10 protein-coding genes are annotated in these 14,934 nt (G+C 63.7%); 4 read left to right on the top strand and 6 right to left on the bottom strand.

All coding sequences use genetic code 11. The features are described 5' to 3' along the window. Positions 1-331 precede the first annotated feature (331 nt). Positions 332-1,735, top strand: coding sequence for an OFA family MFS transporter (locus tag PW947_RS04530; protein ID WP_299629880.1), 1,404 nt, complete (start codon positions 332-334; stop codon positions 1,733-1,735). Positions 1,736-1,745: 10 nt separating this feature from the next. Next, entirely contained in the window at positions 1,746-1,874 is a 129-nt protein-coding gene (locus PW947_RS04535) for an oxalate:formate antiporter (RefSeq protein ID WP_299629881.1), read from the top strand. Positions 1,875-1,981: 107 nt separating this feature from the next. Here PW947_RS04535 and PW947_RS04540 read toward each other — a convergent pair whose 3' ends face one another. Then, positions 1,982-4,444 carry a YadA-like family protein gene (locus tag PW947_RS04540; protein ID WP_299629882.1) on the bottom strand — a complete coding sequence of 821 codons (2,463 nt, stop codon included), beginning with the start codon at positions 4,442-4,444 and terminating at the stop codon, positions 1,982-1,984. Positions 4,445-5,074: 630 nt separating this feature from the next. On the opposite strand from PW947_RS04540, the gene PW947_RS04545 reads away from it, so the two are divergent. After that, positions 5,075-5,743: a DUF2278 family protein gene (locus tag PW947_RS04545; RefSeq protein ID WP_299629883.1), complete on the top strand. Its 669-nt coding sequence runs from the start codon at positions 5,075-5,077 to the stop codon at positions 5,741-5,743. A 114-nt stretch (positions 5,744-5,857) separates the two neighbouring features. On the opposite strand, the gene PW947_RS04550 is transcribed toward PW947_RS04545, so the two are convergent. The 5 genes from PW947_RS04550 to PW947_RS04570 form a co-directional block, all read right to left on the bottom strand. After that, positions 5,858-7,543 (bottom strand): metallophosphoesterase family protein, encoded by a 1,686-nt coding sequence (locus PW947_RS04550; RefSeq protein WP_299629884.1) that lies wholly within the window; start codon positions 7,541-7,543, stop codon positions 5,858-5,860. A gap of 196 nt (positions 7,544-7,739) precedes the next feature. Then, a complete protein-coding gene (locus PW947_RS04555) occupies positions 7,740-8,969 on the bottom strand; it encodes a sensor histidine kinase (protein WP_299629885.1) in 1,230 nt (409 codons plus the stop codon). A 198-nt stretch (positions 8,970-9,167) separates the two neighbouring features. Beyond that, positions 9,168-9,929: an ABC transporter permease gene (locus PW947_RS04560; RefSeq protein ID WP_299629886.1), complete on the bottom strand. Its 762-nt coding sequence runs from the start codon at positions 9,927-9,929 to the stop codon at positions 9,168-9,170. Positions 9,930-9,932: 3 nt separating this feature from the next. After that, a complete protein-coding gene (locus PW947_RS04565; protein WP_299629887.1) occupies positions 9,933-10,910 on the bottom strand; it encodes an ABC transporter ATP-binding protein in 978 nt (325 codons plus the stop codon). 213 nt (positions 10,911-11,123) lie between these two features. Then, positions 11,124-12,209: an asparaginase gene (locus tag PW947_RS04570; protein ID WP_299629888.1), complete on the bottom strand. Its 1,086-nt coding sequence runs from the start codon at positions 12,207-12,209 to the stop codon at positions 11,124-11,126. A 190-nt stretch (positions 12,210-12,399) separates the two neighbouring features. On the opposite strand from PW947_RS04570, the gene PW947_RS04575 reads away from it, so the two are divergent. Continuing rightward, on the top strand, positions 12,400-14,922 hold the full coding sequence (locus PW947_RS04575; protein ID WP_299629889.1) for an ATP-binding protein: 2,523 nt from the start codon (positions 12,400-12,402) through the stop codon (positions 14,920-14,922). Positions 14,923-14,934 lie beyond the last annotated feature (12 nt).

Genomic DNA, 14,934 nt, shown 5'->3' on the forward strand with positions numbered 1-14,934 from the left:
TTGTTGTTTTTTAGCGTCTATCCGTGACCGTATCACGGTCCGCGTGCAGGGCTCGGCACCGTGCACGATTTGGTTTTTTTTCCGCTCGCCCTTGTCCCGTAAGCCTTCCGCAAAAACGCCTGCTATATGCAGACGTATCTCCTATTGCCAGCGCAAACAGTCCCACCTATCGTTCTCATAAGGTGTCGTTTATGAGGGTCGGGTTTGCTCTATATGAATCACAACTGCATATATCCGACTACTAATGACACGCGATCATAGGTAGGACGAATATTAAAGAATTGTAATTTTCAGCCGATAACAGACGCTTGAACGTCAACGGAGACCGACCATGAGCAGCATTACCGGGCCGGGCGGCAGCCCCGGCTCCGCCCCCTTCTTCTCGAAACAGGCCACCGTCGCGCAACCCGGCTTTTCACGCTGGATGGTGCCGCCCGCAGCGCTCGCCGTGCACCTTTGCATCGGCCAGGCTTATGCGTTTTCGGTATTCAATGGTCCGTTGACGAAAGTGATCGGCATCACGCAATCGTCGCCTGACGACTGGACGCTGACCACGCTCGGCTGGATCTTCTCGCTGGCGATCGTTTTCCTCGGCCTGTCGGCTGCGTTTGCCGGTAAGTGGCTCGAAAAAGTCGGCCCGCGTCGCACGATGTTTACCGCGGCGTGCTGCTTCGGCGGCGGCTTCCTCGTGTCGGCGCTCGGCGTCTGGACGCACCAGATCGCGCTGTTGTATCTCGGATATGGCGTGATCGGCGGGATCGGACTGGGGCTCGGTTATGTGTCGCCGGTATCGACGTTGATCCGCTGGTTCCCGGACCGTCGCGGCATGGCGACCGGCATGGCGATCATGGGTTTCGGCGGCGGCGCGATGATCGCGGCTCCGCTGTCGGTCGCATTGATGAACCACTTCCGCAGCGACACCAGCGTCGGCGTCGCGGAAACCTTCGTCGTGCTCGGCATTGCGTACTTCATCTCGATGTCGATCGGCGCACTCACGATCCGCGTGCCGGCGAAAGACTGGAAACCGGCCGGCTGGACGCCGCCTGCCAACTCGCAGAACAAGATGATCACGCGTAATCACGTGCACATCGACCAGGCGCTGAAGACGCCGCAGTTCTACCTGATCTGGCTGGTGCTGTTCCTGAACGTGACGGCCGGCATCGGCATTCTCGGCCAGGCGTCGGTGATGATTCAGGAAAGCTTCAAGAACACCGTAACGGCCGCTGCTGCCGCCGGTTTCGTCGGCTTGCTGTCGCTGTTCAACATGGGCGGCCGTTTCGTGTGGGCGTCCGCGTCGGACTGGCTGGGCCGCAAGAACACCTATTTCATCTTCTTCGCGCTGGGCGCCGTGCTGTACTACTTCGTGCCGACTTTCGCGGCATCCGGTCAGATCGCGCTGTTCGTGCTGGCCTATTGCGTGATCCTGACGATGTACGGCGGCGGCTTCGCCACGGTTCCCGCGTATCTCGCGGACATGTTCGGCACGGCGTTCGTCGGCGGGATTCACGGTCGTCTGCTGACGGCGTGGGCCGCAGCCGGCGTCGCCGGTCCGGTGCTGGTCAACTACATCCGCGCCTATCAGGTGGCGCACGGCGTCGCAAAGGCCGATGCGTACACGATGACGGTTCACATCATGGCTGTGCTGCTGGTGGTGGGTTTCATCTGCAACCTGCTGGTCAAGCGCGTGGACGACAAGCACCACATGACCGATGCGCAACTCGCCAGCGGCCAATAAGGAGACTTCGATGAGCACACAACAATCCGTCACGAAGACCCATCCGGCCAAGCTCGCGCTCTTCTGGCTGTATGTGATCGCGCCGCTGACCTGGGGCGTGGTGAACACGCTGCTGCAAGCGATGAAGCTGTTCCACTGAAACGGGCAACGTTCGCTGAACCGCAGTTCGAAGCGCGCCGGGAGGCGCGCTTTTTTATTGCACGATCGACCCGCGCACCACGCAGCACCGGCACGGCAAACCCACGCTTACCACTGATACATCGCGCCTCCGCCAACCGATGTCGCCGCCGAACTCACGCCTGCGCCGACCCGCACCTTCAGACTCTGCGTAATGCGCCCGGATACGCCGACCGCGACCGCCTGATAGCCCTTGTAGCCCGCCGTCCCGACGCCGATTCCGAAGTTCTTGTTCGCGTCGAGGTCGGGAATCATCGTCATGGCCATCGCCGATGCCGCGCCGCTGTACGCGTTGCGCGCCACGTCGCGCATGCCGCCCTGGAACTGCTGCATATTGACGGCGTCGGTGGGTGCGCTGCCCGGCGCGACGTTGACGATGCGCCGCTCGCTGCCCTGCGCGCCGACCGACACCGTGTTCGCCTGATCCGCGATCGCTCCGTCGCCGAGCGCAACCGAATTCGCAGCCAGCGCCTGCGCGCCGCCGCCGAGCGCCACCGACCGCTGTCCCGACGCCTGCGCCGCCGCACCGCCACTATTGACGCCGACAAACGTGCTGTCGTTTACCTGATAGTTGCGCACGCCCTGATTGAGATCGGCGATCTGCTGGTTGGTCGTCCACAATTGCGCGCCCGTCACCGCGTCGTGACTGGTGGCGGACAGTTCGCCGTCTTTCAGATTGGTCAGCGTGACGCTCGCGCCTGACGTTTGCTGGCCGTTCGCGTCCGTGGAAGTGCCGAGCGTGACCTTGTCGTGCGCGGAACTGTCGTACTGGACGGTGTTTGCAACGGCGCTGCCGATCAAGCCGACCGAACCCTTCAAACTGGCGATATCGTCGGTATTGCGGGTCACGCGCCCATCCAGATTGCCGATCGCGCTGCCGACGTTATTCACCACCCCGCCGCCGACCGAGTACGCCGGTGCGCCGATCGTGCCGTCGCCCTGAACCGTCGCGCCGCCGCCGAGGGCGGACGCGATGCTCGCGGCGTTTGCGTACAACTGGCCGCCGTTGACCGCGTCGACACTTCGGGCGTTCACGGCGCCCGCTGTAACGCCGGTCATGACCCGGTTGCCCGACAATCCCGCGATATTGATGGACGACCCGTCCGTCGCACTGCCGATGTTGATGATTCGCGTCGTCGCGTCTTGCGTGACGATACCGATCCCGCCCGCCGCGATATCGCGCTGCAATGTGGTCAAGCCCGAATCCAGCGAACCGAGCGCATCGCCGACCGTGGTCTGCGTACCGCCCTGCACATGATAGGCAGGCGCGACGATCGTGCCGTCGTCCTGGATCTGCGCGCCGCCGCCGAGCGCCGATACCACCGGACGCACCTGTCCGAGATTGACGGCCGAGCGTTCGGTCGTCCCGGCCGCCACGTCGAGCAGTTCGCGCGCGCCGCCTACGCCCGCGAAACTCACGTGCGCGCCGTACATGTCTTTTCCGACGTACAGATCGCGACTTGCCGCGTCCTGTCTGACCACGCCGGACGTGCCGCCGCTGAGCTTCGCGACGCTCGCGCCGAGGTCGGTCAGCGAGCCTTCCGCCGTGCTCACGCGCGTGTCGAGCGCGCCGATCTGCGTGCCGTTCGACGTGATGCGCGTGTCGAACGATTTCGCGCGCTGGTCGAGGTTCGCAATCTCCGACGCGTTCTGGCTGACGGCCTGACCGGTCGCATACAGTTGCGCGCCGTTGACGGCGTCGGTGCTGGTCTCGCTCAGCGCGGCCGCTTTCACGTTCCGGATCTGCACCGGCGTTCCGGTCTTGCCGAGCGCGACGCTGTCGTGCGCTTTCGTGTCGTAGCTGAGCGCGTCGGCGGCGGATGTCGTGACGGCAGCCGCCAGCGCCGCGCCGACGTCGTTGTAGGTGTTGCCGCCAATCGTGTAGGTGGGCTTCGTGACCATACCGTCCGCGCCGACGGCCGCGCCGCCGCCCAACGCGTTCGTCACGCCGCCCAGCTGGGTGACGTTGACCGCATCGCCGCTGCTCGTGCCGGGCGCGACGTTGATGATCTGCCGCTTCAACGCGCTGCTGCCCACCGACACCGCATTCTCGCGATCGCCGATGGAACCGTCCCCGAGTGCCACCGAGCGGGATTCCAGCGCGCGAGCGTTGAAGCCGAGCGCGGTCGCGCCCGTTGCCGAGAAACCGGCCAGCGCGCCGCCGCCGACCGCGACCGTGGATGCGCCTTCCGCCGCGCTCAACGCGCCCAGCGACACGCCATCCGCGCCGCCCGCGTGGGCCGCGAAACCGACCGCGACGCCGCGCTCGCTGTTGTAGCCGATGGACGCCAGCGAACCGATTGCGGTCGCCCGTTCGCTGTTCGACCACGCGCCCGCGCCGATCACCGTGTCATCCGCGGCCGCCGAAGTAGCCTGCGCGCCGATCGTCACCGAACTCGCGCCGCCCGCATGCGCCAGCAGCCCGATGGCCATCGCGTCCACCGCGTTTGCATCGACCGTGGCCGGCCCATTCCGCACGCCTTTCGTGTTGATCGCGAGGTAATCGGCGGCGGGCAGCGGAACCAGTCGCAACGTGCTCCGTGTGTTGTCGCACGTTTGCGCTTCAGGATCGCATTCGACCGCGCGCGCAGACGACGCCAATGCAAATGCGCTTAATACACCTGCGCCGGCGATTATTAACGCGCTTTTCGCCGACCTCCGCCGAACAGTCTCATAACGTGATAAGGCCAAATAAGATTTCTGCAAAATCGACTCCATAATTCTTATTAAAACTTGAGACCATTAAGAAACCTCCATATAGCTGGAGTACCAAAAGCATTACCTCCACGCGTTGCCGGATTCAATTGACTGGTTTTGATATGCGGCCGCGCGGCGCGTCGCCCGTAAAATCGACACGCCTTGTTTTTACGTCGATAACGGATGACGGCAAATACGTAAATTCCTAAATGCGCTAAAAATATCTTTTCAGGTTAATACCTGCGCAAGCCGTTTTTCGATTAGGACGATGGTCGAGCGGGGTTTTTAAAACGGGAAGATTTGAAACCAGTCTATTGATCGGGAGTCGAAAAAACACCCTGGCCGAATGGCCGATGCCGGATTCAGCGCGAAGCTGTCACACTCGTGAATCACGCAGCACCGACAATCGGACCGGGCGTCTGCCATATATCTGCCTGTTTGCCGTTTATCCGCACGGAGGTTTCATTGAGTCTTGCTTACGGCTTTGTCAAATCGAAGGTCAAACGCGTCGCGGGACTCAAGTCCGCGGGCCACGGCCACGAAATCCAGTATCACGTTCACGTGACGCTGGCGGTGCCCGGCGGCGACTGGGACGTCGCGATCAACGTCGGCACCAACGACTCCGACGACCTGCTCCAATACAAGCTCGTCTACGACTTCGCGCATCCCGTCACGCAAACGCTCGCGAACGCGTCCGAGGGCTATCACTCGCTGACAGACCAGCACGCGTTGCCCGCGCTCGACTTCATGCGCAGCGATGTGCTGGACAACACCGGCACGTGGCGCGCCAGCGACGTGATGGACGGCACCGAAAACGCCGAGCCGATTCCGTCGGTGCTACGGCTCGTGAACGCCGCGCAGCAAAAGGGTTTGGACCTGTACGTGTTCGGCCGCGAATACTCGGAAGGCAACGGCATTCACGACACGCATATGAACCAGGGATCGAGCGGCTCGTTCCTGCATCGCCAGGGCGACGACAGTAACGACCACAACGACATCTGGCAGGACGGCGCGCTGATGGTCGATCTGGCCGGCGCGCAATGGGCGGCGTATTTCGCCGCGTTCGAGCGGCAAGCCGTTCCGACCGACGCACTCGGCAATCCGCTTCCCGACGCCGGTCCGATCACACGCTGACGCGATGCGGCGATGCGGCGATACGGCGATACAGCGACACCGCACACGCATCGCCGACGAACCCCGGCACAGCGGCAACCGCACCGCCGCGCCGGGATCGCATGCTGCAAAAAATCAGCCGCGCCGGTCTTTCGACAGGACGATCGTTTCGAATAGCTCGTAATTCGCGGTCGGCGTCTGGTCGGCGCCGGGCGCGTGGTAGTAGCGCATCGTGATCGTGGTCTTGCCGCCCGGCTTGCCCGGCTCATGGTCGAACACGGCGATGCCATAGCCGGTTCCGGTATCGCGTTGCGCTGACCAGATTGCATCTTCGACGGCGTCGGCCGTGTGGCGCACGAAGGTGCCGGCGCTCGGGCCCGGCACCGGACGGTTCGGCCGCGTGAACACCTGCGCCTGCGGGTTGCCTGTGCCCGTGTCGAGGCCGTACACGTCGAGCGGCGCACTGGTGCCGCCGCCGCCGAGAATCAGATGGATCGTGCCGTGACTCGTATCGAACGTCCCGTCGACCGAATGCGAGGTCGTCACCGGACGCGGCTGCAACGTATCGACGCGCGCGCCGGTCGTCGTATCGGTGCCGGCGTGATGATTGCAGCCGCGAACCGGATAGCTGCGCTCGTAGTCGTGATCGTGGCCGCACAGCACGAGATCGACCCCATACCGGTCGAACAGCGGCAGCCATGCCTCGCGGATGCCTTTATCCGAGCCGTTGCCGGTCTTTGACGAACTCAGCGCGTCCTGATGCATCTGCACGACGATCCAGTCGATATCCGGATCGTCGTTGGCATGACGCAAGGTCTTTTCCAGCCAGCGCGTCTGCTCGCCGTTGCTGTAACCGCGAATGTAAAACGACGTGCCGGGCGGGATCGGCGCATTGCCGGTGCTGGCGGCCGGCACCAGCGGGCTCGGACCCGCGACGAACGCGGCGGCATCCTGATAAACCACGTCGTCCGCATCCAGCGACACGAACAGCACCGAACTCACGCGGAAGCTGTACCAGCGGCCCGGAAACCGCGTGCCGTTGTCGGGCAGCGTGTAGCGCGTCAGATACGACGTCAGCCCTTGCACGCCGTTGTGAAACTCGACCTCGTGGTTGCCCGGACACGGCATCCACGGACGGTTGCTCGACGACGTCTGATTGTTGTTGCCGAAGTCGCGCCACACGTCCGGCTGATGCGCCGGGTTCAGGTTCGCGTAGCAAAGATCGCCGTTCAGCAAATGGAACAGCGGCTGGAAGCGCTCGACCGCCTGCACGGCGAAACGGCTCTGCGGCGACGACAACACCCAGCCGGTATTGGGCGTCGCGAGGTCGCCGTAGCTGGTCCAGCGGAATGGCGTGCGACCGCGCGGCGCAGTATCGAAACTCGCGGAGAACGGGCTCGCGGCGTTGCTGTCGTTGTCGGCGGTGACGTCGTATTGGTAGCGCGTCGCGGCATGCAGATCGCGCAGATGCGCGTGGTACGTACAGACGATCTCGCCGTTCAGACCGTCGGTGTAGGTGCGCAACACGCCGTGCACGGTCGTCTTCGTGCCGTTCGGCCCGCTCACCACGACGCGCGGATTGCTCGCCTGCGCGAGCGAGGCCCAGGAGACCACCACTTCCGACGCAGGATCCGCGCCCCAGGTCAAGTGGACCTGCTCAGGCGTGCCGTCGGGTGTCGCCGTCGCGGATCGTGCGGGTCCGGCGATCGTGCCGGCGGCGGTCGCGAATCCGGACGCGCCCGCGAGTTTGAGGAAGCCGCGGCGAGACACCGTCGCGTTCGGCTCGGTCGTCGACACATCGGAAACAGGCTTGTTGGACATGGTTTGTTCTCGTGCGGGGAAGAGCCGGGCATCGTCTTCGAACGGGACGATCGTTACGACCACATTATTCGCACGCGTATGACCCGCCGATGACAGCCGCAGCCGGCGGATCGCGCTGGACAACCAGGGAGGACACGGAAAAGCGCCGGAGAGAACGGCAACGCACGATACGGCGCATCATCGCGCCGCGCATGCGTCATCCGGTGGTGTCGAGCCGCACCGGAAACACGATATCGAACGCGGTGCCTTCGCCTTCGCGCGACACGAAACGGATCTCGCCGTCCAGCACACGGCTCAATTCCTTGACGATCGCGAGACCGAGCCCCGCGCCCGGCACATCGGGCGATGCGGCTCGTTCGAACTCGCGAAACACGCGCTCGCGATCCGCCGCGCGAATGCCGACGCCCGTATCCGCGACGTGCAGCCGCCAGTGGTCGTCGCCGTCGGCAAACATTGCGAAGCCGATTTCGCCCGCCCGGGTGTATTTCGACGCGTTGGTCAGCAGGTTCAGCGCGACCTGCTTGAGCTTGAGCCGGTTGCTGTCGATCTCGCTCAACGCCGGGTCGAACGATGCGACGAGTGCGAGGCCTTTGCCTTCGATGGCGGGTTTGCAGCTTGCGACCAGTTCATCGAACAGTTCGCGCAGATCGAAACGCTCGATGGCAACCGGGTTCGCGTCGCCGAGCACGATCGAATATTCGACCAGTTCATCGACCAGCGTCTTCATGTCGGCGGCCTGGCGCGTCGCCAGCGCCAACGCGGCATCGAGCTTGGCGGGCGCGCGCGACATCAGTTGCAGCGCCATCGAAAACACATTCAGGAAATTGCGCAGATCGTGCACGACGCTGCGCGTGATCTGCATTCTGGATTCGTGGAGATCGGAGACGAGGCGCTGCTTGAGCTTCAGCTCGGCGTTCGCGCGTTCCAGACGGCCGGTGTATTCGTCGATCTTGCGGTCACGCTCGGTGACGACCTCGCGGATCGACGTCAGCGTGACGAAGCTGACGGCTTCATCGATCAACTGCCGTGCGCGTTCCTCGTGACGCCGCGTGAAACCCGCCCGCGACTCGCTGAACTCGACGATCGCGCCCGCGAGCATTTGCCGGAACAGGTCGAGTTCGCGCACCAGTTCATCGATCCGGTAACCCTGCCGCCAACGCAATTTGCCGTGCTGGCGCGCATCGCGTTCGATCGCGGGCTCGACCTGGTCGAAGTCCTGGTCCTGCAACGCGACGCAGATTTCTTCGAGAATATTGGGGATGTGATCGGCAAGCTGTTCGTAAGTCAGCCGGTCCGAGTCGGTCAACTCGGCATCGTGAAAGACCGCGCGCATCCAGCGTTCGGTCAGTTCGACACGGTGCTGCCTGAGATGCTCGGCGAATATGTGAAGCGCGCCAGTCGGCTTGTCCGGCAAAGGCATGACCATGAGCTCGACACCTGCCGCCGCGAACGGCGGGAAACGACTGCATTGGCTGAATGCGAAAGCGACTGCCCGCTTGCCGGCACGCCCGGAACCGCGTGGAAACCGGCAAGCGTTGTGTTTGAGTATGCGCGCTTTTCCCGGCGGAAATCTGTCCGGTGAGCGCGAGCGGCGCGCGGCTTTCTTCGGACCAAACGCCGTATTTCAGCTCTTCAGACGGTAGCCGGTCCGGAAAATCCACGCGACGATGCCGAGGAATACCGCGAGGAACAGCGCGGTCATGCCGAGACTGACCGCGACGTTCACGTCGGCCATACCGTAGAACGCCCAGCGAAACCCGCTGACCAGATAGACGATCGGATTGAACAGCGTGACCACTCTCCAGAACGGCGACAGCATATCGACCGAATAGAAACTGCCGCCGAGAAACGTCAACGGTGTGATGATCAACAGCGGCACCAGTTGCAGTTTCTCGAAGCTGTCGGCCCATATGCCGATAATGAAACCGAACAGGCTGAACGTGACCGCCGTCAGCACCAGAAACAGAATCATCCAGAACGGATGCAGGATTTGCAGCGGCACGAACAGGCCGGCAGTGGCAAGAATGATCAGGCCCAGCAGGATGGACTTCGTCGCGGCCGCCCCGACGTAGCTGACGACAATCTCAAGATACGAGACCGGCGCGGACAGCAATTCGTAGATCGTGCCGGTAAAACGCGGAAAGTAGATGCCGAACGACGCGTTCGAAATGCTCTGCGACAACAGCGACAGCATGATCAGACCCGGCACGATAAACGCACCGTAGCTGATCCCGTTGACTTCCTTGATGCGCGAGCCGATGGCCGCGCCGAACACGACGAAATACAACGAGGTGGAGATGACCGGCGCGATGATGCTCTGCATCAGCGTGCGCCACGTGCGCGCCATTTCGAAGCGGTAGATCGCGCGGATTGCGTACAGATTCATGGTTCAGCTCCGGGTTGCGCGTTGTGCTTCGACCTGTTCGGCGGTGGACTTGCCGCCGTTTTCGCCATGCAGCAGGCCAACGAAAATATCCTCCAGCGAGCTTTGCGTGGTGTGCAGATCCTTGAACGGAATGCCCGCGTCGTCGAGTGCCTTGAGCAGCGTGGCGATGCTTGCGCGGTCGCCTTCGGCGTCGTAGGTGTAGATCAGTTCGCCGCCGTCTTTCGACAGTTCGACGTTATAGGCAGCCAACGCGGGCGGCACGCTTTGCAGCGGATTGTCCAGTTGCAAGGTCAACTGCTTCTTGCCGAGCTTGCGCATCAGTTCGGTCTTGTCTTCGACCAGCATGATCTCCCCGCCGTTGATCACGCCGATCCGGTCGGCCATTTCTTCCGCTTCCTCGATGTAGTGCGTGGTCAGGATAATGGTCACGCCGTTGTCCTTCAGCGAACGCACGAGGTTCCACATGTCGCGTCGCAATTCGACGTCCACGCCCGCCGTGGGTTCGTCGAGGAACAGCACACGCGGTTCGTGCGACAGCGCCTTCGCAATCAGCACGCGCCGCTTCATCCCGCCCGAAAGCGTGATGATCTTGTTGTTCCGCTTGTCCCACAGCGCGAGGTCTTTCAGCACCTTCTCGATGTAGGCCGGGTTCTTCGGTTTGCCGAACAGACCGCGGCTGAACGAAACGGTCGCCCAGACGGTTTCGAACGAATCCGTGGTCAGTTCCTGCGGCACCAGTCCGATCATTTCGCGTGCGGCGCGGTAGTCGGTGAGGATGTTGCGGCCATCGACCATCACCGTGCCGCCGGTCGGATTGACGATCCCGCAGATGATGCTGATCAACGTGGTCTTGCCCGCGCCGTTCGGGCCGAGCAACGCGAAGATTTCGCCGCGGCGAATCTCCAGATTGATGTTCTTCAGCGCCTTGAAGCCGGTGCCGTAGGTTTTTGAAAGCTGTGAGACGGAGACGATCGGTGGCATGGACGCGACAGTTGGATTGCGGATTCCCGCACGCATCGACGGTCGGAGCCGACGCGCGGCGGGTCGAGCCCCACGCACGATACGGCGTCGGGGCGGTCAGGCCTCCCGCAATGTAATCGATACGGACGAAGCCTGCAGGCGGTGAAGGCCCGGGACGGTTGCGTGCTCACCGGTCGGCGGGGGCGAAAACCGGCCGCCGACCGGTTCGCGCAATCAGCCCAGCGCCGGAGCGGCCATCTCGATCCGTACTTCGAGCCGCCCCGTATCGACGCCCATCGTATTGCGCTGCGACGGCGCGCGAAATTCGTCGAGCGCGTCGCGTTGTGTCTGCGTGCCGATATCGAGAAACGCGAGCAGTTCCGCGACCACCGCATACAGCACGCCGATATTGCCGTCCTCCACCTTGACCGCGATACCCAGGCCGCGATGCACGCCGTCCGCGCCCAGCCGTTCGGTATGCGCCGACGGCCGCACGCCGATCGCATAACTGCCGTCGGCGCCGACCTTGCCGATCAGCGCGCCGTCGAACGCCTGCATCAGCAACGTGCAGAAGCGCCCTTCGCCGCCCACCATGTCCGGATACGACGACATCGCGCGATAGATCCGGCCCAGCGCGAGCGTGCGTGGATTGTCGGCATTGACGGCGTCGGGCGCCGCCGCCGCGGCGATTCGCGCGTACATCCGCGCAAGGCGGTCCAGCGGGAATGCCGGCGTCGGCAGATTGCAGCCGTCGATGGCCCATTCGACGTCGTCTTCCGGCAACTCGCACAGGCTGGCCACGGTTTCGCGCACGCGCACCTGCAACGGATGATCCGGGAAATGATAGTTGCGGATCGCTGCGCCGATCGCCTGCGCGCCGGCCAGCATGCCGGCGTGCTTGCCCGAACAGTTGCTGCACACGCCGCCGGGCACGAAGTCGCGCCGGATCCAGTCGCGCCAGACTTCATCCGACAGCGGCGCATGGCCGCCGCAACGCAGATCGTCCTCGCCCGCCTGCGCCTTCGCGAGCATCTGGCGCGTGCGTTCGATATGACGCGGCTCGCTGCTGTGCGAGCCGCACATCAATGCGAGATCAGCTTCGTCGAAACCGAAACGCTCCAGCGCGCCGGTTTCGAGCACGGCCAGCGCCTGCGCAGGTTTTGCCGCCGAGCGCGCGAGTGTCATCCGCGTGGCATCGTCCGCGGCGAACAGCAAACGGCCGTCTGCATCGACGACCGCGACATGCACACGATGCGTATTTTCAATCGATTCGCCGCGATACATCGTGGCGGCAACGGCTAGTGAGCGAAGCGTCGTCATGGCGGCAGGCAAAGCGTCGTGGAGATGCGGCGATTCTACGGGCTGATGCCGCGCCGGTCGATCAGCCGGAAGACATAGGCGCGCATACCGTTCGGCGGCTGCCATCGACCGGATGGCCAACGCTTGGGCTATCGACGGACCCGGCCGGCGGGCCTATGCGAAAATGGGTCATCCCGACCGTGGAGCGATTATGGCAGCCTCACCCCCGTCCGGTTCCTCTGACGCCGCAGCATCCGCAGCACCCGCAACACCTGTCCTGTCTCCGCTCTCCAGCACCGCAGCAAGCGCCGCCGCCGATTGCGCGCGCGAACCGATCCACATCCCGGGCGGCATTCAACCGCACGGTTACCTGTTCAGCATCGCCGCCGACGGCACGATCCTGCAAGCCAGCGAAAACGCAGTCGACCTGCTTGCCGACGACGCGCACGCCGCGACGCGGATCGATCCGGCCACGCTGGCCGGACAGGCGCTCGCGGACCTGATCGGCGAAAGCTGGGCGCGCCAGGCCATCGACGCGCTCGCCGGTCTCGAACAGGAAGGCATACCGCTTTATATCGGCGCATTCGACGCGCTTCGCCGGTCGCATGCCGCGCAGGACGCAAGCCAAGCCACGCCGTTCGCGCTGGTCGTGCATCGTCACGAAGGCGCCGCGTTCGTCGAACTCGAACCGGCACGCGGCACGACCGACGCGTTTTCGTCGATGTATCCGCTGGTGCGTACCTTCATCAATCGTCTCGAAGACGTACAAACCGTCGAAGACCTTGCCGAACTCGCCGTCGACGAAGTGTCGCGGATCACCGGCTACGGCCGCACGATGGTCTATAACTTCGACGCCGACGGCAACGGCCACGTGATCGCCGAACGGTTGCTGCCGGGCTACGCGTCATACCTCGGCCAGCGCTTTCCGGGTTCCGACATTCCGGCGCAAGCGCGCGCGCTGTACGTGCGCAACCGCATCCGGCTGATCGCCGACGCCAACTACCAGCCCGCCCGGCTCGTGCCGCCGCTCGATCCGTCCACCGGCCGCCCGACCGATCTCACGCACGCGTCGTTGCGCAGCGTGTCGCCGGTGCATGTGCAGTACATGAAGAACATGGGCACGCTGTCGTCGATGTCGATGTCGATCGTGGTGCGGGGCAAGCTGTGGGGATTGATCTCGTGTCATCACGACAGCGCCCGTCTGCCGCCGTTCGAAGTACGCATCGCCTGCGAGCACGTCGCGCAAGTGTTGTCGCTACAGATCGAGGCCAAGGAAGACCGCGCCGAAGCCGCGTACCGGCTCGATTTGCGACGCACGCTCGCGCGTCTGCTCGCGACCATGGCGAACACCGACAGCTTCGTCGACTCGCTCGCGAACGATCCCAAAGACCTGCTGGAATTGACCGGCTCGACCGGCGCGGCGATCGTGTTCGACGGCCGCATCGTGCTGATCGGCGCAACGCCCGACGAAGCGCAGGTTGCGAAGCTGGTCGAATGGCTCGATACGCGCGACGATATTTTTTCATCGGACAACCTCGCGCAAGCGTGTCCCGTGCTGTCGCGCAATCCTGAATTCGCAGGGCTTCTCGCCGTTTCCATTTCGAGGCTATTTCGCAACTACGTGCTGTGGTTTCGCGTCGAAGTGGTGCGCACGGTGCAATGGGCGGGAGATCCGCGCGCGAAGTTGTCGGGACTGTCGGCGTCGCTGTCGCCGCGCGAGAGCTTCGACGTGTGGACCGATACGGTCCGCGATCGCTCGCTGCCGTGGCGTCCGGCCGAACTCGAAATCGCGGTGGAATTTCGCACGGCGCTGCTCGGCATCGTGCTCGGCCGTGCCGAAGAACTGGCGCAGCTCGCGCTCGAACTCGGCCGCGCGAACAAAGAGCTGGAGGGTTTCTCGTACACCGTGTCGCACGACCTGCGCGCGCCGTTGCGGCACATCGTCGGCTTTGCCGATCTACTCGCGGAAATGGAAGGTCCGCGGCTGTCCGATCGCGGCAAGCACTTCGTCAGCCGCATCGCTGCGTCCGCGCGGTTCGGCGGCAAGCTCGTCGATGATCTGCTGGCTTTTTCGCAGATGGGACGCGCCGCGCTCAGACCGCAATCGGTCGATCTTCGCGCGATGGTCGATACGCTGATCGCCGACGAAGTCCGCGATGCGCCCGGCCGCGAAATCGACTGGCAGATCGGCGCGTTGCCGCGCGTCACCGCGGACGCCGTTTTACTGCACGTCGTGCTGCGAAACCTGATCGAGAACGCGGTAAAATTCACGGGCACTCGCGATACGGCATCGATCGGGATCGGTTGCCGTCCGCCCGCCGAAAACGAAAGCGAACTGGCCGGCCAGGACGTGTTTTTCGTCCGCGACAATGGCGTCGGTTTCGACATGCGTTATGTCGAAAAGCTGTTCGGCGTGTTCCAGCGCCTGCACCGCTTCGAAGATTTCGAAGGCACGGGCATTGGGCTTGCGGGCGTCAAACGGATCGTCGAGCGTCACGGCGGCAAAACCTGGGCGCAAGGCAAACCGGAACACGGCGCAACCCTGTATTTTTCGCTGCCGCGCGTATTCTCGCCGGAGAACACCAGTCAGGGCGACGAATCCGCTGCCGCAGCGGTCGCGCGTTTGACTTCGGTGTCGCCGGGTAAGCGTTTCAAGCCGGTGCCCAAGGATAAAAGCGACGAGCCTGCAACCGGGGCGCGTCGCACCGGACACCATCAAAGCAAGCTGAAGTAGAGGATATCTAGC

The sequence above is a fragment of the Paraburkholderia sp. genome (genome assembly GCF_028283785.1).
Lineage (GTDB): Bacteria > Pseudomonadota > Gammaproteobacteria > Burkholderiales > Burkholderiaceae > Paraburkholderia.

What these genes read in the sequence shown, in the direction of transcription:
- PW947_RS04555 (WP_299629885.1), bottom strand. Translation starts at nt 8,969, where the DNA reads ATGGTCATGCCTTTGCCGGACAAGCCGACTGGCGCGCTTCACATATTC.
- PW947_RS04570 (WP_299629888.1), bottom strand. Translation starts at nt 12,209, where the DNA reads ATGACGACGCTTCGCTCACTAGCCGTTGCCGCCACGATGTATCGCGGC.
- PW947_RS04560 (WP_299629886.1), bottom strand. Translation starts at nt 9,929, where the DNA reads ATGAATCTGTACGCAATCCGCGCGATCTACCGCTTCGAAATGGCGCGC.
- PW947_RS04550 (WP_299629884.1), bottom strand. Translation starts at nt 7,543, where the DNA reads ATGTCCAACAAGCCTGTTTCCGATGTGTCGACGACCGAGCCGAACGCG.
- PW947_RS04575 (WP_299629889.1), top strand. Translation starts at nt 12,400, where the DNA reads ATGGCAGCCTCACCCCCGTCCGGTTCCTCTGACGCCGCAGCATCCGCA.
- PW947_RS04565 (WP_299629887.1), bottom strand. Translation starts at nt 10,910, where the DNA reads ATGCCACCGATCGTCTCCGTCTCACAGCTTTCAAAAACCTACGGCACC.
- PW947_RS04530 (WP_299629880.1), top strand. Translation starts at nt 332, where the DNA reads ATGAGCAGCATTACCGGGCCGGGCGGCAGCCCCGGCTCCGCCCCCTTC.
- PW947_RS04535 (WP_299629881.1), top strand. Translation starts at nt 1,746, where the DNA reads ATGAGCACACAACAATCCGTCACGAAGACCCATCCGGCCAAGCTCGCG.